At 69.8% G+C, this 19904-nt stretch carries 15 protein-coding genes and 2 pseudogenes; 9 read left to right on the top strand and 8 right to left on the bottom strand.

Annotated features, from left to right (window positions below; genetic code table 11):
• Nucleotides 1–260: 260 nt before the first annotated feature.
• Nucleotides 261–458: pseudogene (locus ND747_RS30010) on the top strand (type II toxin-antitoxin system Phd/YefM family antitoxin); the annotation flags it as partial.
• Nucleotides 459–534: 76 nt separating this feature from the next.
• Here ND747_RS30010 and ND747_RS29170 read toward each other — a convergent pair.
• From ND747_RS29170 to ND747_RS03995, 3 genes are all read right to left on the bottom strand, one after another.
• Nucleotides 535–2301, bottom strand: coding sequence for an Ig-like domain-containing protein (locus ND747_RS29170; protein ID WP_308204554.1), 1767 nt, complete (start codon nucleotides 2299–2301; stop codon nucleotides 535–537).
• Nucleotides 2302–2537: 236 nt separating this feature from the next.
• On the bottom strand, nucleotides 2538–3686 hold the full coding sequence (locus ND747_RS04000) for a hypothetical protein (protein ID WP_251731891.1): 1149 nt from the start codon (nucleotides 3684–3686) through the stop codon (nucleotides 2538–2540).
• A gap of 398 nt (nucleotides 3687–4084) precedes the next feature.
• The gene (locus ND747_RS03995; RefSeq protein WP_251731890.1) at nucleotides 4085–4468 is read right to left on the bottom strand and encodes a helix-turn-helix transcriptional regulator; all 384 of its coding nucleotides are present in this window, start codon (nucleotides 4466–4468) and stop codon (nucleotides 4085–4087) included.
• A gap of 93 nt (nucleotides 4469–4561) precedes the next feature.
• Here ND747_RS03995 and ND747_RS03990 point away from each other — a divergent pair, with 93 nt between their 5' ends.
• The 5 genes from ND747_RS03990 to ND747_RS03970 all read left to right on the top strand — a co-directional run bounded on the left by ND747_RS03990 (nucleotide 4562) and on the right by ND747_RS03970 (nucleotide 10702).
• Nucleotides 4562–5977: an MFS transporter gene (locus ND747_RS03990; protein ID WP_251731889.1), complete on the top strand. Its 1416-nt coding sequence runs from the start codon at nucleotides 4562–4564 to the stop codon at nucleotides 5975–5977.
• A 550-nt stretch (nucleotides 5978–6527) separates the two neighbouring features.
• Nucleotides 6528–7814 carry an ATP/GTP-binding protein gene (locus tag ND747_RS03985; protein ID WP_251731887.1) on the top strand — a complete coding sequence of 429 codons (1287 nt, stop codon included), beginning with the start codon at nucleotides 6528–6530 and terminating at the stop codon, nucleotides 7812–7814.
• A 53-nt stretch (nucleotides 7815–7867) separates the two neighbouring features.
• Nucleotides 7868–8476, top strand: coding sequence for an RloB family protein (locus ND747_RS03980; protein ID WP_251731886.1), 609 nt, complete (start codon nucleotides 7868–7870; stop codon nucleotides 8474–8476).
• A gap of 245 nt (nucleotides 8477–8721) precedes the next feature.
• Nucleotides 8722–10230: an MFS transporter gene (locus ND747_RS03975; RefSeq protein ID WP_251731885.1), complete on the top strand. Its 1509-nt coding sequence runs from the start codon at nucleotides 8722–8724 to the stop codon at nucleotides 10228–10230.
• Nucleotides 10231–10366: 136 nt separating this feature from the next.
• Nucleotides 10367–10702 (top strand): winged helix-turn-helix transcriptional regulator, encoded by a 336-nt coding sequence (locus ND747_RS03970; RefSeq protein WP_374216137.1) that lies wholly within the window; start codon nucleotides 10367–10369, stop codon nucleotides 10700–10702.
• Here the strand turns inward: ND747_RS03970 and ND747_RS30005 are convergent.
• The 5 genes and pseudogenes from ND747_RS30005 to ND747_RS03945 form a co-directional block, all read right to left on the bottom strand.
• Nucleotides 10690–11052: pseudogene (locus ND747_RS30005) on the bottom strand (helix-turn-helix domain-containing protein); the annotation flags it as partial. The gene ND747_RS03970 and the pseudogene ND747_RS30005 overlap by 13 nt on opposite strands.
• 262 nt (nucleotides 11053–11314) lie before the next feature.
• Nucleotides 11315–12268 (bottom strand): hypothetical protein, encoded by a 954-nt coding sequence (locus tag ND747_RS03960; protein WP_251731881.1) that lies wholly within the window; start codon nucleotides 12266–12268, stop codon nucleotides 11315–11317.
• Nucleotides 12265–14136, bottom strand: a complete 1872-nt coding sequence (locus ND747_RS03955) for a hypothetical protein (RefSeq protein WP_251731880.1) — start codon at nucleotides 14134–14136, stop codon at nucleotides 12265–12267. The genes ND747_RS03960 and ND747_RS03955 overlap by 4 nt, the downstream gene beginning before the upstream one ends.
• Entirely contained in the window at nucleotides 14137–15063 is a 927-nt protein-coding gene (locus ND747_RS03950) for a serine/threonine-protein kinase (protein WP_251731879.1), read from the bottom strand.
• A gap of 333 nt (nucleotides 15064–15396) precedes the next feature.
• Nucleotides 15397–16545 carry an acyl-CoA dehydrogenase family protein gene (locus tag ND747_RS03945; protein WP_251731878.1) on the bottom strand — a complete coding sequence of 383 codons (1149 nt, stop codon included), beginning with the start codon at nucleotides 16543–16545 and terminating at the stop codon, nucleotides 15397–15399.
• A 214-nt stretch (nucleotides 16546–16759) separates the two neighbouring features.
• On the opposite strand from ND747_RS03945, the gene ND747_RS03940 reads away from it, so the two are divergent.
• From ND747_RS03940 to ND747_RS03930, 3 genes are all read left to right on the top strand, one after another.
• Complete coding sequence (locus ND747_RS03940) at nucleotides 16760–17800, top strand: aldo/keto reductase (protein ID WP_251731877.1); 1041 nt, start codon at nucleotides 16760–16762, stop codon at nucleotides 17798–17800.
• A 147-nt stretch (nucleotides 17801–17947) separates the two neighbouring features.
• Nucleotides 17948–19039 (top strand): ATP-binding cassette domain-containing protein, encoded by a 1092-nt coding sequence (locus ND747_RS03935; protein ID WP_251731876.1) that lies wholly within the window; start codon nucleotides 17948–17950, stop codon nucleotides 19037–19039.
• A 5-nt stretch (nucleotides 19040–19044) separates the two neighbouring features.
• On the top strand, nucleotides 19045–19884 hold the full coding sequence (locus ND747_RS03930) for an ABC transporter permease (protein WP_251731875.1): 840 nt from the start codon (nucleotides 19045–19047) through the stop codon (nucleotides 19882–19884).
• Nucleotides 19885–19904 lie beyond the last annotated feature (20 nt).

Below are 19904 nucleotides of genomic sequence, written 5' to 3'. Positions count from 1 at the left end.
ATGTCGGTGATCTCATGCCGACCAACCATGGATCATGAAGCCTACCCGGCAGTCAAGATCCACGAGAAACTGCCTAGGCGGAGCTGCGGGAACGCCGGATGGGCGGGCCGGGTGCGCGCGAGGCCTACCAGGCGACCAGACCGGCCTTCGAGTGCGTCTCGGTCACGTCTCCTTCGTCGTCCGGTGCATCTCCGGCATCCTGGCCGGGCTCCAACGGTTCCGCGGAACCGTTCTCGTGCGATTTCGTAGGCGGTCGGGCCGCAGCTGCGGACGACCACGAAGAAGTCATCATCACGCGCGCCGGCCACGAGCCGGTCGTCATCGAGTCCCTGGACGACTACCAGTCCCTCAAGGCGACCGTCTACCTGCTTTGCAGCCTGGAGAACGCACGCAGATTGGCGATCTCCATCGACAGGCTCGAGAGCGGTGGCGGAGTCGTCCGAGATCAGGCCGAGTGAGGCCCGGGAGGACCGACTGCCTTGGCCGGGCGCTGCCAACGCCTGGCCAAGGCCGCCGATGTTCCCCTGTACCCCGTCAGGCGCACTGACCGGAGCGGGGTCCGGTCACCGTGTTGCCCGACTGGCGCAGGGTCGGCTGGTTGCCGGTGCAGCTCAGCGGGCCGCTGACCCGGTTGCCGGTGAACGACGGGACGTCGCTGCCGGGCACCGGGCCGGTGCCGCTGTTGTCGTTGATCCGCACCGGTCCGGTGACCGTGGTGGCGGCGACGGTCAGGCCGCCGCGGTTGGCCTCGACCGTCAACGGCCCGGAGATCGTGTTGCCGGCGCAGGCGGACGGGTTGCCGAGCTGGACGTATCCGCTGGTGGCGTGGATCGACACCGGGCCGGAGATGGTCGCCCCGCAGGCGGTGATCGCCAACGCCCCGTCCGCACTCACCGGACCGGAGATCGTGGCACCGGTGACGGCTAGTGCACCCCCGGCCCGCACGGTGACCGGCCCACTCTGGCGACCCCCGGCGCCCAGGCACAGCGACTGGCCGGCGGCGACCGTCAACGGTCCGCTACGCGCGCTGGTCAGGCAGGGCTGGCTGAAGCCGACCGTGACGGTGGTGGCGGCCGCGCTCTGGCTCGGCGCATGGGCCGCGTCACCGCTGTAGGTGACGGTGACCGGATGTGGCCCGGGCTGCAGACCACCGACCGCAAGGGTGGCCTGTCCGCCGTCGAGCATCGCGGTGCCCAGGGCGGCGGCGCCGTCGAGGAAGGTGACGGTGCCGGTGGGCGTGCCCGCGGCCGGATCGGTGGTGACGGTTGCGGTCAGGGTGACGGCCTGACCGAACAACGGGGTGGCCGGGCTCGCGGAAACAGTCACCGCGCTCCCCCAGCGGAACGCCACGACCGCCCGGCCGTTGCCGTGGTTGACGCCGCCGGTCAGGGCCACGTCGGTGAGGGACGGCGCGGCATAGCCGCTGCCACCGCCACCACCAGCGCCGTAGAAGTTACCCGGGTCGCCGCCGCCCGATCCGCCGCCGCCGCCCCGGTAGCCGCCACCGCCACCACCGCCACCGTTGCCGCCGCCACCGCCGTTGCCGCCGGGGCCGCCGCTGCCCGGGTTGGGCTGGCTGTTGGCCGGGTCGATGTCGCTGCCGGCGATGCCGGGGCCGCCCTTCGCCGAGTTCGGGCTGCCGGTGCCGTGCGCGCTCTGGCTGGCACCACCACCGGCGAGGCCCGAACCGGCCGGACCGCCGCCCTGGCCGCCGTCCTGGCCGACGAGCCCGCCGCCGTCACCGCCGTGCAGCAGCGGCCCACCGTTGCCGGCCCCGCCACCACCACCGGCCACGAGGATCCGGTCGTCCGCACCGATGGCGCCGATCCGGACATCCGAGCCGCCACCACCGGCGCCGCCACCACCGTGCGCGCCGCCGCCGCCGGCGCCGTGCCCGGTGCCACCCAGGCGGGCGAACTCGCCGTGGCGGGAGGTCCCCGGCACTCCGGCGGCGCCGGTCGTGATCTGCAGAACCTGCCCAGGCCGGACGGCGACGGTGGCATGGCTCTGGCCACCGAGCCCGCCGGGAGCACCGTCGTTGACCGGGTTCGGTGCGACGTACCCGGCGGCGCTGCCCCCCTCACCGCCGAACAGGTCGATGGTCACGCTGGTCACGCCGGCCGGCACGGTGAAGGTGTCCGTCCCCGGCTGGCCGTAGCCGCATGCCGGCGCCCCGGCCGAGGTCGTCAGCGCTCCGGTCGTCCCGCAGGGGGACGAACTCGGCGCCGGATCAGCCGCCGCCGCCGGACTGACGACGGCCGCCCCCGTGACCGCGGCCAGCACACCGACCGCGCCGACCACGAGAAGGTGTCCCGCTCTGGTCCGCCGGCGGACGTCTCGGCTGGACGGTGACGAAGCCGACCGGGGCGGCGGGCAGGGCTGCTGGACGGGCCGAGATGGTTGGGGGGATGACGGCGCGGCGCGCCGGGAGTGTCGTGCGGGCATGCAAGTCGACTCTTTCGGGCGGTGGGACGTACGGAATCCTGGACGTGGGCCTACGGACGCGTGGGCCTACGGACGCGCGGTGGCTGCCGGGGTCAGACGCCGTCGTCGGCGCACAGCACCCAGGCATCGGTGTAGGTGCTCGGCGAGCTTGCGCCGCCGGTGTGGCTGAAGGCGGTCCAGTACGCGGCGGTGGTCGTCCCGTTGGCTACCGGGCTGCCGGTGGAGCCGCTCGGGAAGCTGCCGTTGAGGTGGGTGCCGCCCGAGCCCGGGCCGGTGAAGTCGGTCGTGGTCACGCTGCCGCCGCTGACCGCCGCGCCGCCGCTGATCAGCCTGCCGTCCGAACCGCCGCAGCCGACGGTGGCGGTCTGCCCGGTGGTGGCCGAGGTCGGGCCGCTCACCTCGGCGAAGCGCACCTTCACCGTGACCCCGCTGACGTTGATGCCGCTACCGCTGCAGATCGCGTAGGCGTAGGTGGTGTTGCCGACGTTGCCACCGCCGCCGTTCCAGCCGACCGCGCTCCAGGCGTTCGGGTTGGTCGCACCGTCGGCCGCGGCCCTGGCGCCGTAGCTGTGGGCCGCATCGTTGAAGGTCGGGAAGCTGGCGATCGGCTTGATGCTGCCGATGCTCGCCGGCGTGCTGCGCGCGCCGCCGCCGAGCAGCACCGTGTTCGCCGGGCAGACCGCGGTGACCAGGCCGACCGTCGAGGCCGTCGTCGGGCCGGCGACCTTGTTCATCACGACCTGCGTGTGGTTGATCAGTGTGCTGGTCAGGCAGGTCGCGTATGGCGTGGTGGAGAACGCGGCGTCGGTCGCCCCACCGGTGCCGCCGATACCGAGCCAGTGGGTGACGTCCGTGTCGACGACGCCAGTGGAGCCGGTGTACTCGGAGCTGCCGTTCGAGCTCGGCGAGGAGCCCATGACGTGGTTGCCGTTCGACGCTGTTCCGGTACCGATCGCCTGGTCGACCCCGCCCCCGGCGATCAGCCCACTGGCGCAGTCCGCGTGGGTGGAGATCTCGGCGAAGGTCGCGCTGGGGCCGCTGGTTGCCCCGGGCGTCCGGACGGTGAGGCTCACCGAGTTCGCGTGCGCCGCGCTGGGAGCAGCCACGACCACGGCAGCACACAGCAGTGTGGTCGCGCCCGCCACTCCAGCCGCGCGGACAGTGCCGCGGAACGTGGGACGGTCGGCGGGCAGGGCCGTGGGCCTGTTGGGAAAGCGGGCAGGGCGCGGCAACCGTGGCATGGTCGGGTCTCCCTCGGTCTGGTTTTCGCGAGTGGTCGTGATGGGACGGTCCGGGCTGCACACAGGCATCCGGCAGCACCGAAGTACTGGCGGGAGTGAGGTGGCAGCTCCGTTGCGGCCCACTCGACGGGAAACGCGCGGCCAAACGCACCGGGTGCCCTCGCGGGACCGACGCGCACTCGGCGTCAGCTCGGGTTACAAAGCTGCAGAGAGCCCCCCTACGCTGCACGCAGATGCGGACTCTAGCAGCTGGAACGCTCTCACATGCGGAATCTTCGGCGCTTTTTGCCCAGCACCTACGCCCCCCGGTGATTTTTCGGCGAAAGGGCCGCCAGGTGGACGCATGGTAGTGACGTCGTTATCTTTCGCGAACAGGGTCGGCGGCCGGATCCGACAGATCAGTGCACCGAGATCTGCCCCTGCCGCACCGGTGGCGCGGGGTCCTTCCCTGCTCCGGCAGTGGGTGGGATGAGCTCGGGGGTCAGGATCGCGGCAAGCAGTCCTGGGAAGCGGACATCGAGGTCTTCGTAACGGATGGTGACGATGCGGCGGCGGCCGTCCACCGTCGTCGTGGTGAGGCCGGCCTCGCGCAGGACGCGGTAGTGATGGGAGATCGTCGGCGGGGTCACCTCGATGCCGGCGGCGATGGTGGCACAGTCGATCGGGTCGCCGTGGGCATAGATCGAACGCATCAGCGTGAGGCGGACCGGATCAGCGAGGGCGGCCAGCACCGTGACCAGATTGATCGAGTCACGGCCTGGCTGCGGGAGCTGACGTGCCATCCCCGACCCCCTCCCCTGCCCCTGCGATTACGAAGGGCCACCCGACGATTCCAACACTTTGACATCCATCGAAGTGAACTCTACCCTCACACTGTGACGATTCGACAAGCATCGAACGACACCGTCGGCGACGAGACGACCGCGTCGGGGGGCGGCGGCGCACCTGCGCCGTCGGCCACCACGGCGGCCACCACGACCGCCAGCCGCGAACCCGGGACCGCGGCAACCCTGGCGGTCGCTCCGGCGAGCGGTGGCGCTCCGGCCGGTGGGCTGCGGGGATGGCAGCTGGGGGTGCTGGCCGCGGGAACGTTCACGCTCGGGGTGGACGGGTTCGTGCTCAGCGGGCTGCTGCCGTCGATCTCGAGGGACCTGTCCGTCGGGGTGTCCACGGCGGGGCAGCTCACGACGATCTTCTCGATCACCTATGCGGTCGCGTCCCCCGTCGTCGCAACGCTCACCGGACGTTACGACCGGCGGGTGCTGCTCGGCGGCGGGCTCGTGTTGTTCCTGCTCGGGATGGTCGCCCAGGCGCTCGCGCCGTCCTACGCCGTGATGGCCACCGGGCGGGCGTTCGCCGCGGTCGGGGCGGCGGCGTTCCAGTCAAACGCGTACATCATGGCCGGGGTGCTCGCCGGCGCGGAACGACGCGGGCGGGCGCTGGCCGCGGTGACGGCGGGGACGTCCCTGTCGACGGTGCTCGGGGTTCCGTTCGGAGTGCTGATCGGGCAGTGGTTCGGCTGGCGGACGGTGCTGTGGATCATCACGGGGCTCGCGGCACTGACGGCGCTGTGCGTACTGCGGCTGCCGGCGGCCCACGTGCCGCAGACGTCGATGCGGACCCGCCTCGGTGTGCTGACGCGCACGCCCGTGCTGCTGGTGCTACTCACGACGGTCGTCCTGGTCGCCGCGCCGATCATGCTCATCACCTACCTGCCCGTCGTCCTGGACATGGACAGCACCGACACCAGCCTGGTGCTGGTCCTGCTGGCGTTCGGCGCTGGCAGCCTGATCGGCAACCGGGTGGTGGGGCGACTGGTCGACAGCCGCGGCGCGCTGCCCGTCCTGCTGCTCGGCGCCGGCGGGATGACCTGCGCGTTCACCGTGCTGATCGGCACACAGGCCTGGTATGGCGCGGCGATGGTCACGATGTTTGCCGTCGGCGCCTTCCAGGGGCTGTCCATCACCCCACAGCAGCACCGGCTGTTCGTCGTCGCCCCGGACGTCTCCGCCGTCGCCCTCGGCCTCAACGGCTCCGCCATCTATGCCGGTGCCGCCGTCGGCGCGGCGCTGGGCGGCCTGACCGTCGACCTCTCCGGCGCCTCCACCATCCCGGCCGCCGCCGCCCTGCTCGGCGCCGCCGCCTTCGTCTACAGCACCCTGTCCGCCCCCGAACGCCGCCAGGACCGTCAGGGCCGCCCCGCCGGCTCACCTGCGCACCCGGCCGAGGGTGCGGGAGTCACACTGCCGCATCCCAGCACGCCGACCATGCGCACCAGACCGTCTAAATAGGGCAAATACGACCTTAACGTATCAATCCCCCACATCCTCACCTCCAGCACTCCACCATCCGCACCACAGTCGACCGCGGCGTGAACCGCGCACGCCGCCTCCACAACCGTTCTGCCCACGGAGCATCAACCCGTTGCGGCGATATAACCGATATGGGCAAGCGGTGCCACGAGTCGAGGCGACGAGCCTTCGACAGGCAGCTGGATGCCACCACCGGGTCTCACCCAATGGGGGCAATCGCTAGCACGTGAGCACCCCCCTCGAGAGCACACCTCCGAGCCGGACTCCGGGTAACGGTCAGCTAACACAAAGATGTCCGAATCGGTTGACAGCGGGGCGGGGAGCCTCGATCGGAGTCAGCGCCGACGAAGCAGACCGATATTGACCGTTGGCACTTGGGCCCACGGTGGTAGCGACCACAGCAGACAACCAACTTCGGGAAGCACTGTCGTCTAGGATGACGACCTGACCGCACGCTGGCCAGGAGATTCGTCAAGATCCGACGAGAAGGAGCGACTGGTAGCGTCGATCGACGACGTTGGGATAGCTGATGCTGATCCGCTTTCAGGTGACGAACTTCCGATCGATCCTCAGTACAGCCGAGCTGTCCATGATCGCGGTAGACCAGGATCGCGACGAGGTGCGCCCCGCCGAGCTACTCGGCGAGAGTCTGCTGACCGTGGCCGCAATATTCGGGCCGAACGCGTCCGGAAAATCCAACGTCATCGCCGCCTTCACCTGGCTTCGTGACGCGGTCCAGCACTCGCTCAGACTGTGGGACCGCGATATACCCATCGAATCCCACGCCTTTGGAAACGGCCCGGACACACCCTCGGAGTTCACTGTCGACCTGCTCGTCGGTGGCGTCAGATTCGAGTACGTACTGCAGCTTGACCGGACCATGGTCTACTACGAAGGACTTTTTCACTACCCCGAAAAGAAGCGTCGCAGAATCTTCGAACGTGAAGGTTCCGAACTCAAGTTGCAGCGTGGCCTGGGTGGTCTGTCGGGCACTCGCGAGCTGCTCACCGAGGCAACGCTCGCGCTCTCCGTGGCAGCTCGTTTCAAAGAGCCTCTCGTGTCCGACTTTGTCCGAACCCTGACGCGGGCGCAGACATTCGGCATGCCCCGGCGATCCCGGCTCGGACGGACCAGCGGCCGGTACCTGCCGGCAGCCCGATCCTCGATTCGCTGGTTTGACAACCAGGCCACCGCCACACAGCCCGCGCTCTTCGACGAGACAGACCTGCCGACCCCTGATCGAGATCTGGCGCTGGCTCTGCTTAGAATGGCGGACATGGGCATAGTCGACGTTCTCATCGACGAGGACGAGGTGCCAAGAGCGGGTGACCCCGGCTCCGTGCGGCTAATGCGCGGGGTCCGCCTCGTCCACGAGGCCGAGGAAGAGCAGATCCCGCTCGACTTCATCGCCGAGAGCCAGGGCACCCAGATCTGGTTCGATCTGATCGGGCCCGTACTGGTCGCGCTTCAGGCCGGCACGACCCTCCTCTTCGACGAACTGGACGCAAGCCTGCACCCGACCCTGACAGCACAACTGATCAGGCTCTTCCACGAGCGCGCCACGAACCCGAGGGGCGCCCAGCTCATCTTCGCGGCCCACAACACCAGCCTCCTCAACCACCTCAACCGGGACGAGGTCTGGTTCACCGAGAAGACCAGGGCGGGAGCGACCCGGCTGGGCGCGCTTGCCGAGTTCGCCGGCGAGCGGGTTCGCACGTCCCAGAACCTCGAGCGCGCCTACCTGCACGGCAGATTCGGCGCCGTGCCGGACGTCAACCAGACCGATCTCCTCCGTTCGCTTCGGCGCATTGGATAGCCTCGGTGGCCCCGAGAAGAGTGGGCTCCAGCCCCCTCAAACGAAAAACACAGGTGCGGCCCGAGAAGAAGACCTTTGTCATCTTCTGCGAGGGCAAGCTCTCCGAACCCGACTACATCAACGGTATAAAAAAGCTACCTCATGTGGCCGCCAATTCGGCAGTGAGCATCGAGATCGACCCCGAGCGTGGAGTCCCGCTGAAACTGGTCCAGCGGGCGATCGAGCGCAGCCAGGACCAGGAGATCGACGAGTGCCGGTGCGTCTTCGATGTGGAGTGGCCGAACAACCACCCGTACCTGAAGCAGGCGGTCAACCTAGCACGCCAGCGCCCGAAGATCAGAGTCGCCATCTCCAACCCCTGTTTCGAACTGTGGTTGATCCTCCACTTCGAAAGATACACCCGCTTCGCGAGCACCGACGATGTCGAGCGCCACAGCAAACGCCTGGACGGCCGGGCCGGAAAAGGGATCGATGCCGCGAAGTACATGCCGTTACGGGCGACGGCCATCGCCAACGCCCGCGCTCTCGACGCCCAGCACAAGCGAGACAACGCAGTTTTTCCCAGCAACAATCCATCGTCATCCATGACTGATCTGCTCATGGCCATCGACCATCAGCCGGGTGCGGGCGAGCTCGGACCTTCTCCACCGCAGGGGCACTGAAGCCACCACAGGGGCACTGACCTGGCGGCGGAGCTGCTGACGAACGATCGTGCCGAGCGTCATCGCCCATCGGGTGGCGCATCTCGCCGACGAAGATCAGGCTGCTTGGCCATGGTCACATCGGTGTAACCGTGGCACATACATGTGCCTTCTTTCGCCGGTTCGAGCGGTCGGCCATCATGAGAACCAATCGCGATGATCTCTGGTCGCGGGTAACTACGGTCGCCCTCGAGGAGTTTTCGTTCATGACCAGGTCGATGCCGCGCTGGCTGCCTCTCGCGGTGCTGTGCGCGGGCCAGATGATGATCGTTATCGATCAGAACATCGTGAACGTGGCGCTGCCCGCCGTGCAGCGCAGCCTGCACTTCTCGTCCGCGAGCCTGGTCTGGGTGGTCAACTCCTACGTCGTCCCGTTCGGTGGGCTGTTGCTGTTCGCGGGCCGGCTCGGTGATCTGATCGGCCGAAGGTCGGTCTTTGCCACCGGGGTGACGCTGTTCAGCGCCGCCTCGCTGTTGTGCGGATTCGCCACCTCCGAGGCCACCCTGATCGTGTTCCGCTTTGCGCAGGGAGTCGGCGGTGCGGTGGCGTCCGCCTGCGTGCTGGGGATGATCGCGGCGATGTCCGCCGGGCCACGCGAGCAGGCGCAGGGCATCGCCGCCTACAGTTTCGCGTCGGCCGGCGGCGGCACGGTGGGCACGCTGGCCGGCGGTGTGCTGACCGATCTGACCAGCTGGAGCTGGATCTTCTTCATCAACGTCCCGATCGGCGCCCTCGTCGTGATCTGTGCTTTGCGCACCGTCGAACGCGACACCGGGCCCGGTCTTGCCAGGGGTGTCGACATCGCGGGCGCACTGCTGGTCACCTCCGGGCTGATGCTGCTCGTGTACACGATCGTCCATGCGGAACAGGTCGGATGGGGTTCCACTGGGACCGTGGTACTCGGCCCGCTGTCGATTGTTCTGCTGGTCGCCTTCGTCTTGCGCGAGGCCACCGCGGTGCAGCCGCTGCTGCCACTGGGAATCTTTCGGTCCCGTCAGGTGTCAGCCGCCAACGCCGTGCAGTTCCTGCTGATCGCCGGCCTGTTCGGCCTGCTCTATTTCGGCACCCTGTACCTGCAGCGCGTGCTCGGCTACAACCCGCTCGAGGCGGGACTGGCGTTCGTGCCGATCGCGCTGACGATTGCGGCGGTGTCGCTGGGTCTCGCCGCCCGGCTGGTTCTGTCGGTCGGTCCACGCACGATGCTGGTCGGCGGGCTCGCCCTGATCGTGCTGGGATTCGTCGGGCTGTCGTTCTCTCGCGCCGACGGAAGCTACCTCGTTGACTTTCTGCCCGCGTCCCTTCTGCTGGGTTGCGGTGCCGGCATGGCGCTCCCGGCCGCCATGGGGCTGGGCATGTCGGCGGTGGCACCGGCCGATGCCGGCATTGCGTCCGGGCTGTTCAACACCAGCCAGCAGATCGGCGGAGCGATCGGCCTGACCGTCCTGAACGCTGCCGTCGGCACCCGGACGACCGCGCTTGCCGGGTCCGGCTCGTCCCCGAGGGCCGCCCTGCTCGGCGGTTATCACGTCGCCTTTCTGCTCGCGGCCGCCTTCGCCCTCGCCGCGCTGGCGCTGGCCGCCATCACCCTTCGACCTGCGACGGAACCCCCGCCGGCAGCGGAACCGGAATCGATGTCGGCGCACGAACCAGAGCGGGAGCCAGCGCGTCTGGGGGCCACCGGCGCCGAGCTCGGGGTGGGACCTGCCGAGGTCTGACCCGACGGGGCCCCCGGATGGCATCGTAGAGCTCGTCGAGGGGAGCTCCGCGGTGTCCCACCTGCCCGATCGGTACGTCAGCGACCAGCACACCCGTGGCCAGCCCGCCAGCGACCTCAGCACGCGTGCCTGCCCGCTGACCGAGGTGCTCGACCGGGTCGCGGGCAAGTGGAGCATCCTGATCATCGTCGCGGTGGCCGACGGGCCGGCGCGCTTCACCGAGCTCGAGCGGGCGATCGACGGCATCAGCCGACGGATGCTGACGCTCACCCTGCGCAACCTCGAACGGGATGGTCTGCTGACCCGCACGGTCTACGCCACCGTCCCGCCGAAGGTCGATTATCGGCTCACGGACATGGCGAGGGAGCTGCTGACCTCGCTGCTGTCCCTGACCGGCTGGGCCGAGCGGCACCGAGGCGACATCGCCGCCGCCCGTACCGCCTACGACGCGGCCGCATCTCACGGCAGGTGACGAGCCGGGTCGAGGAGCTGGGTCTCGGGGTCGGCGCGCAGGCGGGTGGCGTCGCGGCCGGGTGGGGCGCCGGACAGGCGGCGGTATTCGCGGTTGACCTGGGTGGGGTTGTCGTAGCCGACGAGGTGGCCGACGCCGGCGATGTCTGCCGGGCCGGCGACCAGCAGAGTGCGGGCCTGCTACAGCCGAATGCGCTTCTGGAACTGCAACGGGCTGAGCGCGGTGATCTCGCGGAAGCGGCGGTGGAAGGCGGACGGGCTCAGGCCGGCGAGCTGGGCGAGGTCGGCGATCCGCAACGGTTCGGCGTAGTGCTCGCGGATCCAGCGGATCGCTCGGCTGACCTGGGCGAGTCCGCCGTCGATGTCGACGCTGCCACGCAGGACGTGTCTCGGCCCGCTGCCGGCGCGTGCAGCTTTCTCTCTGGCAAGTACCGCCGCAGCGCCACCACGGGCACGGTTGTGCCGATCTTCGCCGGCACCACGGTGAACCGTCCACCGTCTACCCACCGCTGCTGGCCAGCACCGTCCGCTACTAGCCGCTGCGCCAGCCGCCAGCCGCCAGGCAGGGGACCAGACGCGGGCTGCTGGGTGAGAACGCACCCTCGCGCCTGCGTCACCCGGTCCGAACGGGCGTGACCCGGGCTGCGGTATGGACGCGTTGGCGCATCATGATGACGCCGTCCACCACGAGTGCGGGGAAGACGACCAGATCGACACGATGATCCGGGTCGCACAGGCCGAAGGTCCGCTGCCGGCTCTCGTCGAGCGGTCCGCCGAGAGCGGCCTCAAAGGTCCACTGATGCGGGAGTCCGCCCTGCACGGCGGCGTCACGCAGCCGGCCGATCTCCGCACCGGCCGTGACAGCCGCGACGGCCGCGGCGGTTTCCGTCTCGACGGCACCGGCATCGACAACACCGCCACCAGCCGGCATGGTCGGATCCACCACAGCGTCCGCGACAAGCTGCCGCAGCCCGTCACGGACGGTTTCGACGTCCGGCGCCGGGCCGGTGAACAGCACGTCAGCGAGGCGGCGGGCCAGCCGGGCCGCGTCCGGGGTCGCCCGTCCACCGCGGGTCGCCAGGTAGGTGATCTGCTGGTCGAGCAGGCCCTCCACCCGGGACGCGATCGCGCGGTACTCGTCATGGCGCGCCGTCGAGGCCCCGATCGTCGCGGCGGCGGCATCGGCCGGGCCCCGGAAGCGTTCCAGCTCGGCCACCCGAACGCGCAGGTCCCGGATCTGCGCCTCGGCGGCCAGCAGGCGGGCGCCCAGATCGTCCCGGATCGCCTCGAAGTACGCCTGCAGGCGGACGATGTCCGCGCCGACCGAGGCAGGAACGGCCGCACCATCCACCGTGCCGGGCGCCACGTCGCCCAGCACCGCCTCGAGGCGCGGATCAGCCACCGCCGGACCAGCCGCCGGATCCACCACCGGATCCGCGGCCGGAAGAGAGTCCGCGGCCCGGAAGATCCTCACGATGATCCGCTGCTCCTTTCCGCCACCGCGGCCCGCACCGCATCTCCTTCCCGCCGACGTCACCGCCCGCTGCCGCAACACCGACGCCGTCATGCGGTGAACTCGATCTCCGCATCGGTCTGGTAACCGGTGGCGAGATCGACCGCCTGCACCCGGATCACCGTCTCACCGAAGATCGTCCTGACATCGATGGCGCGTTCCCGGGCGGTGTACCGCCGGTTCCCGACGTCGGGCAGGAAGATGGTCACGAAGCCGACCTCGCTCACCCGGCCATCGTCGACGTAGCGCGGATCGTCCTCGTCCGAGGAGAAGAACGACAGCTTCATCCGGGTCTGGTTCCCCTCGCGGGGATAGACCCGTGAGGTTTTCTCACTCCCGACCGGAATGATCTCTCCACGTCGGACCAGGACGCGGAACCGCCCCTTGCACAGGGCCTTCTTCTCCGCGTTGAGGTACAACCGCTCGGGAGGATCAAGGGCGGGATCGAACGCGTCCAGCAGACCGTAGCCGTAGGTCCGCGCGGCTGTGCGGGAACGGATCCGCGCCGGGTTGTTGCCGTACTGCACCGCGCCGAACAGGACGGCGTTCTCCGGTCGCGGTGGCACGAACAGCCGGGCCCGTCCCTCGACCACCGTGGCGAGCCGCTGCTGCAGGTACCGCGAGTTGGCGAATCCCCCGACGAGACAGACCGCGGTCGGCTCGTCCGGATCGCCCGGCCCGCGCGTGCTGGCCTGCTCGGCGATCCGGTGCAGCTGCTCGTCCACCAGGGCGCAGATCGGGTCGACCGACGTGTCGAGCAGGGCCCGGGTTTGGGCCGCGGACAGCAGGATCGCCTCGTTCTCACCGTTCTGCGTGGCGGCGAGCTGTGCGCGGGCCGACCCGGGAAGCGCCTTCCACAGCCGCATGGACAGCTCGATCCGCAGGGGGGTGCGCTGCGCGGGGTCGAAGACGTCGCGGGCCTTCTCCCAGGCCCGCATCAGCTCGTTGACGGCCTTCGGTTCCGCCTTCACCAGGTGCAGCAGTGTCGGGCGGCCCAGCCGCTCGGCCAGCACGGACACGGTGAACTGCCGGGTGACCCGGTTCGCCCCGGACGTGTCCCCGGTGGCCACGCCGATCTGGTCGAAGGTGCCGTCGGAACGCATCGTCAGTGGGACGAGGTCGGTGGTGCCGCCACCGCAGTCGACGATGACGAACCGGGAGCCCGGCCGGTGCCGCGGTGTGCCCAGCCCGGCGACCTGGGCCGGACCGGGCACACCGACCGGGCCGGCCGGGCCGAAACCGCCGGCGCGGGCCTCGCTGGCCATGCAGTACAGCGCGGCCGCCTCCGGTTCAAGAACGATCGACAACCGGTACGGGTCGGCGGGGAGACCGGCCGCCATCGCGGCCCGGCGCATGACCTGCCGGTCGAAGTCACTCCAGATGGCAGGCACGCTGAGGTACCAGGAAATCGGCAGATCACCGTACCCGGCCCGCAGAATGTGCTGACGGGCGACGGTGTGGAGCTCGCGCAGATAGGCCGCAATGAGATGCTCGGTCGACCGGCCGGTCTCGTTGCGACCGCCCTCGGCCTGGCTCGGGGTACTCCCCGGACCACTCCCGGGCCGACCACCCGGACCACTGCCCGACCCCGCCTGCGGAGCTGTGCCCGGCCCCGCGCCCGGACCGTCGCCGGAGGCAAGCCGCATCTTGAAGTCGACGGCGAAGCCGCCCGCCTGCTCGCCCCCGTCGGTGTAACGGTTGAGCGCCTCGTAGCCCCAGGCCAGGGTCTCGCCCTGGTCGCCCAGCAGAATCGCGCTGCGATTCTTGGGATATCCGGAATCCGCACCCTTCCACTGGTCGTTGCAGTTGATGTCATGGCTCGGGATGTAGGTGCCGGCCGGATTCTTCAACGCCCAGGCATAGCCGGAGCCAAAGGTGCCGAAATCAACGGCGGCGACGATCGACGGCGCTGCTCCGTGCACCTACATCCCCATTCTGCGAAGAATTTCCTGCTCCAGGGTGAGCTCACGTTCCGGGCGCGGTGGCAGTTCACCGTCGAGGCCGGCCGACAGCTCGTCCGTCCCGGCGCCCAGCGCCGCGCCACCGTTGAGCACCCGGACCAGATCGGCTGCGGACGGACGCATCGCCGGCGACTTGTGCAGGGCACGATCGACCACGTCCCGCAGCGGCAGTTCGAGTCCGCTGAGGTCCGGAGCCTGCCCAAGGGTGCGGTACCGGCGCTGTTCGATGTTTCCGTCGCCGAACGTCGGCCGACCGGTACCGGCGAAGGCGACCGTCGCCCCCCAGGCGAAGATGTCGACCTTCGCCGTCGCGGGTCTGCTCGCCAGGATCTCGGGGGCGATGTACCCGAGGGTGCCGACGAAGGTCGAGTTCCGGTCCGGTTCATGCGGGCCGTCCGAGACCCGGGCCACCCCGAAGTCGATGACGCGTGGGCCCATCGACGACAGGATGACGTTCTCCGGTTTGAGATCGCGGTGGATCAGCCCGACCTGGTGCATCGCCTGCAGCGCAGTGGCCAGCACGAAGGCGAGCTGGTCGAGTTCGGAGCCGACGATCGGCCGGCCGTGGCGAATCCGGTCACGTAGCGTCGGACCTTCGACGTACTCGGTCACCAGATAGGGCGAACCGCGGTCGACGTTGAAGTCGAGCACCTGGGCGGTGTGCTGGCGGGCGATGCGCCGCGCGTTGGCTGCCTCCTCGCGGAAACGCCGCAGGTACTCCGCGTTTCCGGCGAGGTCGTCTTTGATCACCTTGATGGCGACCGGCCGGTCCACCGGATCACGTCCGAGATAGACGCGGCCCATACCGCCCTGGCCGAGCAGGCCGTCGACGCGGTACGGCCCGATCCACCGCGGATCGTAGGGGCCGAGCCCGTACCCGCCCCTCATGCCAGCCTCGCGCTGGCGCCAGCACCAGAAAACGCCTCGACCCGCGCTCCGGGCCTGGCCGGAGCCGGCCGGCTCACTGATCCGTCGAAGCTCCGCCAGCGGCATGCCAACGGCCACGGCGAAGTTCGGCACTGATGGAACACGGGCCCCCCGATCCGTGTCCGAAACGCGGAAGAACAACGGATTTCCCGGGAACTATAGCATCCTCGCGCATCGACCCAGGAATGCCGGCGAGAGCTGGGGAGAACCAATCGGAGGACGGGGGAACCGGCCGGAACGAGCCGCCACCCGCGCGACGCGGCTGGAATCCGCCGGTCGGGCCGACCGGAGTACTCAGAAGCCGAGATCGCGGCCGATGATCTCCTTCATGATCTCGTTCGAGCCGGCCCAGATGCGGGTGACCCGGCCGTCCATCCAGGCGCGGGCCGCGCGGTACTCGGTCATGTAGCCGTAGCCGCCGTGCAGCTGGACGCAGGCGTCGAGCACGTCGTTCTGCACCTGCGACGACCACCATTTCGCCTTGGCCGCATCCACCGCGGACAGCTCGCCGGCGCTGTGCGCGAGCACGCAGGCGTCGATGAACGCCTGGGCGACGTCGAGCTGGGTGACGAGTTCGGCGAACAGGAACTTGTTGTGCTGGAAGCTGCCGATCGGCGCGCCGAACGCCCGGCGCTCGCGGGCGTAGGTGATGGTCTCGGCGAGGATCGCGTCGGCGTGGGCGAGGTTGGTGATCGCGCAGCTGATCCGCTCCTGCGGCAGGCGTTCCATCATCGCCACGAAGCCGCGGTCGACCTCGCCGAGCACCGCGTCCGCGCCGACCCGCAGGTCGGTGAAGAACAGCTCGGCGGTGTCCGCCTCGTGCTGGCCGACCTTGTCGAGCTTGCGACCGCGGGTGAAGCCGGGCATGCCCTCCTCGACGGCGAACAGGGTGATGCCGCGGGCGGCCTTGGCGTCCGGGTTGGTGCGGGCGGCGACGATGACGAGCTCCGCCGAGGAACCGTTGGTGATGAACGTCTTCGACCCGTTGATGATCCAGTCGTCGCCGTCCCGGACGGCGGTGGTGCGCAGCGCGGCCAGGTCCGACCCGCCGGACGGTTCGGTCATCCCGATCGCGGTGACGATGTCCCCGGCGCAGAACCCGGGCAGCCAGCGGGTGCGCTGCTGCGGCGTGGTGAGCTCGACCAGGTACGGCGCGACGATGTCGGTGTGCAGGCTGAACGAGGTGGCGACGCCGAGGCTGGCCTTCGCCAGTTCCTCCAGCCAGACGGCGTTGAACCGGTAGTCGCCGACGCCGCTGCCGCCGAGCTCCTCGGGAATGCCGACACCGAGAAAACCTGCCTCGCCGGCCTCCCGCCAGGCCGCCCGGTCGATCAGCCGCTCGGCCATGTACGTCGGCAGGCCGGGCTCGATCGTCCGCTCGACGAAGGCCCGCACCGACGCACGGAACAGCTCATGGTCGGCGTCGAACAGCGTGCGCTGCACCCTGGACCTCCCCTGCGCGCCAACACTGCTACGCGCCGTAAGGCTACTGCCCATGGGGCGAAGTCGCTACGGTCGACAGGGCACCTCCCGTGACGTGGACGCCAGCCGCGATGTCGCTGACGTCCTCGATTCACCGATGACCTCGAGCGGCAACCGTGATCGACGACAGCACAGAGCGACGACAGCAGACGACAGCGCAGGAGGCAGCATCCCCATGCGGTACCGCAAGCTGGCCCGGACCGGAGTCGAGGTCAGTACCCAGTGCCTGGGCGCGATGATGTTCGGCCCGATCGGCAACAACGACCAGGACGAAGCCGTCCGCATCATCCACCGGGCGCTTGACGCCGGGATCAACTTCATCGACACCGCCGACGTCTACTCACAGGGCGTCAGCGAGGAGATCGTCGGGCGGGCCCTGCAGGGCCGCCGGGACGACGTCGTGCTCGCCACGAAGTTCTTCAACCCGATGGGCGACGAGCGCAACCACCGTGGCGGCTCGCGGCGCTGGATCATCCGGGCCGTCGAGGACAGCCTGCGCCGCCTCGACACCGATCACATCGATCTCTACCAGATCCATCGCCTCGACTGGGACGTCGACCTCGAGGACACCCTGGGAGCCCTGACCGATCTGGTGCGGGCGGGCAAGGTGCGCTACCTGGGCTCCTCGACGTTCCCCGCGGACTGGATCGTCGAGGCGCAGTGGGCGGCGCGCCGCCGGAGCAGCGAGCGGTTCGTCTGCGAACAGCCGCAGTACTCCATCTTCGCCCGCAGGATCGAGGAGGCGGTGCTGCCGGCGGCGCAGCGCCACGACCTGGGCGTCATCCCGTGGAGCCCGCTGGCCGGCGGCTGGCTGACCGGCAAGTACCGCCGCGGTCAGGACACCCCGAACGGCTCGCGTTACGGCAAGGACGGCCCGTTCTCCCGGATCCGACCGAACGCCGACCTCGACGCCGATCCCAGCACACCCGCCCGGTACGACGCGGTGGAGTCGCTGATCACGATCGCCGAGCAGGCCGGTCTGTCGCTGACCCACCTGGCGCTGGCGTTCGTCGACGCCCACCCGGCCATCACATCCGCGATCATCGGGCCGAAGACGATGACGCAGCTCGAGGATCTCCTCGGCGCCGCCGACGTCGTCCTGGACCCGGCGACCCTGGACGCGATCGACAAGGTCGTACCGCCGGGCACCGACATCAGCGGCGTCAACCACTTCGACCGCAGCCCGGCACTCGACCCCGATCGCCGCCGCCGCTGACCTGACCGACCGGCCCGGACACCCGCTGGCAGCGCCAGCGATCTGCCGGCCGGTGGTCAGCGGGTTGCCAGCGGGTTGTCGCCGCTGACAGCCGGGAGACCGCGGTGAGTCGTCAAACTGTCGGTGCTGGCGGGCATGCTGGCGGGCATGACGGTTCGAGACGAACAGACGATCCCCGCGATCGTCACCGAAGGCCTGGTCAAGCGGTATGGCGAGACCACGGCGCTGGCCGGAGTGGACCTGGAGGTGCCGGCCGGCACCGTCTTCGGGCTGCTGGGGCCGAACGGTGCCGGCAAGACGACGGCGGTACGGGTGCTCGCCACCCTGGTCCGCCCGGATGCCGGCACCGCGTTCGTGGGCGGTTACGACGTCCGCCACGACGGCCACCGGGTGCGCCGTCTGGTCGGGCTGACCGGGCAGTACGCGTCGGTCGACGAGATGCTCACCGGTACCGAGAACCTGCTGATGATCGGCCGACTGCTCGGGCTGTCCCGTCCGCAGGCGAAACAGCGGGCCCGCGAGCTGCTCGCCGAGTTCCGGCTGTCCGACTCCGCCGACCGGTCGGCGAAGACCTACTCCGGCGGGATGCGCCGGCGCCTCGACCTCGCCGCGAGCCTGGTCGGGCGGCCCCGCCTGCTGTTCCTCGACGAGCCGACCACCGGGCTGGACCCACGCAGCCGCAACGAGATGTGGGAGGTGGTCCGCGACCTCGTCGGCGTGCACGGGGTCACAGTGCTGCTGACCACCCAGTATCTGGAGGAGGCCGACCAGCTCGCCGATGACATCGCCGTCGTCGACCACGGTCGGATCATCGCCCAGGGTTCACCGGAGGAGCTCAAGCGGCAGACCGGGGCGCAGACTCTTGCGGTGCGCCCGGCGGCCGAGGCCGATCTGCCGCTGGTCGTGTCCGCTGTCGCCGCCGTCCTCGACACGAGCCCCGAGGTCGCCGGCACTCTGGTCAGCGCCCGGGTGACCGATCCGGCGACGCTGCCCGCGGTGGTGCGCCGGCTCGACGATGCCGGCGTCACCGTCGGTGAGATCACCCTGCGTAGTTCCAGCCTGGACGAGGTCTTCCTCGCCCTCACCGGTCACCCCGCCGAGCCGGCGGGCGGCGGCACCGGCACCGGCACCGGCGATGACGGTTCTCCGGCCGCAGCCGACTCCCCCGCCGGCACCCGTTCCACCTCAGACGACGATGACGACCCCGCCGCGCGGATTCCCGCGGCGACCAGGAGCTGACCGCCATGTCCACGGTGACCGCCGTCCTGCCCGAGCCGTCCACTCGCCGCGCGGTGTGGCCCGATCCCGGCCCGGCCCGGGTCAGCCCGCTGGAGACACTGCGCCATGTGCGCACGCTGGCCTGGCGCAACCTCGTCCAGGTCAAGCACAACCCGATGGAACTGATCGACTTCAGCGTCCAACCGCTGATGTTCCTGCTGCTGTTCACCTACGTGTTCGGCGGCGCGATCTCCGGGTCGACCAGCGAGTACCTGACGTTCGCGCTGCCCGGCCTGATCGTCCAGAACACCCTGTTCGCCACGTTGAACACCGGCACCGGCCTGAACACCGACCTCACCAAGGGCGTGTTCGACCGGCTGCGGTCCCTGCCGATCGCCCGTTCGGCGCCGCTGGCCGGACGGATCCTCGCGGACCTCGCCAAGCAGGTGTGGGCCATCGGCATCCTGCTCGGCCTCGGCTACATCCTCGGCTTCCGCATCGAGACCGGACCCCTGCAGGCCCTGGCCGCGGTCGGGCTGGTGGCGCTGTTCGCGCTGTGCGCGTCGTGGATCGCGGTGCTGGTCGGGATGCTCGTGTCCGAGCCGGAGAAGGTGATGGTCTTCGGCTTCACGCTGATCTTTCCACTCACGTTCGTCAGCAACGTCTTCGTCCAGACCAACACGATGCCCGGCTGGCTGCAGGCCTTCGTCAAGGTCAACCCGGTGACGGCGCTGGCGGACGCGACCCGCGGGCTGTTCGTCGGCGGCCCGGTGCTGACCCCCACCTGGCACGTGCTGGTGTGGGGCGTGGTCCTGGTCGCGGTGTTCGCGCCGCTGGCGGTGCGCGCCTTCAAACGGCGGGTCTGATCAGCCCGCAGACACCCGGC

This window comes from Frankia sp. R82, from assembly GCF_023716925.1.
In the GTDB taxonomy this organism is placed as follows: Bacteria; Actinomycetota; Actinomycetes; order Frankiales; family Frankiaceae; genus Frankia.
Note: the sequence above shows the minus strand (reverse complement) of the source record. Positions and strands in the feature narration are given on the sequence as shown.

What these genes read in the sequence shown, in the direction of transcription:
- ND747_RS04000 (WP_251731891.1), bottom strand. Translation starts at nt 3,686, where the DNA reads ATGCCACGGTTGCCGCGCCCTGCCCGCTTTCCCAACAGGCCCACGGCC.
- ND747_RS03995 (WP_251731890.1), bottom strand. Translation starts at nt 4,468, where the DNA reads ATGGCACGTCAGCTCCCGCAGCCAGGCCGTGACTCGATCAATCTGGTC.
- ND747_RS03985 (WP_251731887.1), top strand. Translation starts at nt 6,528, where the DNA reads ATGCTGATCCGCTTTCAGGTGACGAACTTCCGATCGATCCTCAGTACA.
- ND747_RS03975 (WP_251731885.1), top strand. Translation starts at nt 8,722, where the DNA reads ATGACCAGGTCGATGCCGCGCTGGCTGCCTCTCGCGGTGCTGTGCGCG.
- ND747_RS03960 (WP_251731881.1), bottom strand. Translation starts at nt 12,268, where the DNA reads ATGACGGCGTCGGTGTTGCGGCAGCGGGCGGTGACGTCGGCGGGAAGG.
- ND747_RS03950 (WP_251731879.1), bottom strand. Translation starts at nt 15,063, where the DNA reads ATGAGGGGCGGGTACGGGCTCGGCCCCTACGATCCGCGGTGGATCGGG.
- ND747_RS03940 (WP_251731877.1), top strand. Translation starts at nt 16,760, where the DNA reads ATGCGGTACCGCAAGCTGGCCCGGACCGGAGTCGAGGTCAGTACCCAG.
- ND747_RS03935 (WP_251731876.1), top strand. Translation starts at nt 17,948, where the DNA reads ATGACGGTTCGAGACGAACAGACGATCCCCGCGATCGTCACCGAAGGC.
- ND747_RS03930 (WP_251731875.1), top strand. Translation starts at nt 19,045, where the DNA reads ATGTCCACGGTGACCGCCGTCCTGCCCGAGCCGTCCACTCGCCGCGCG.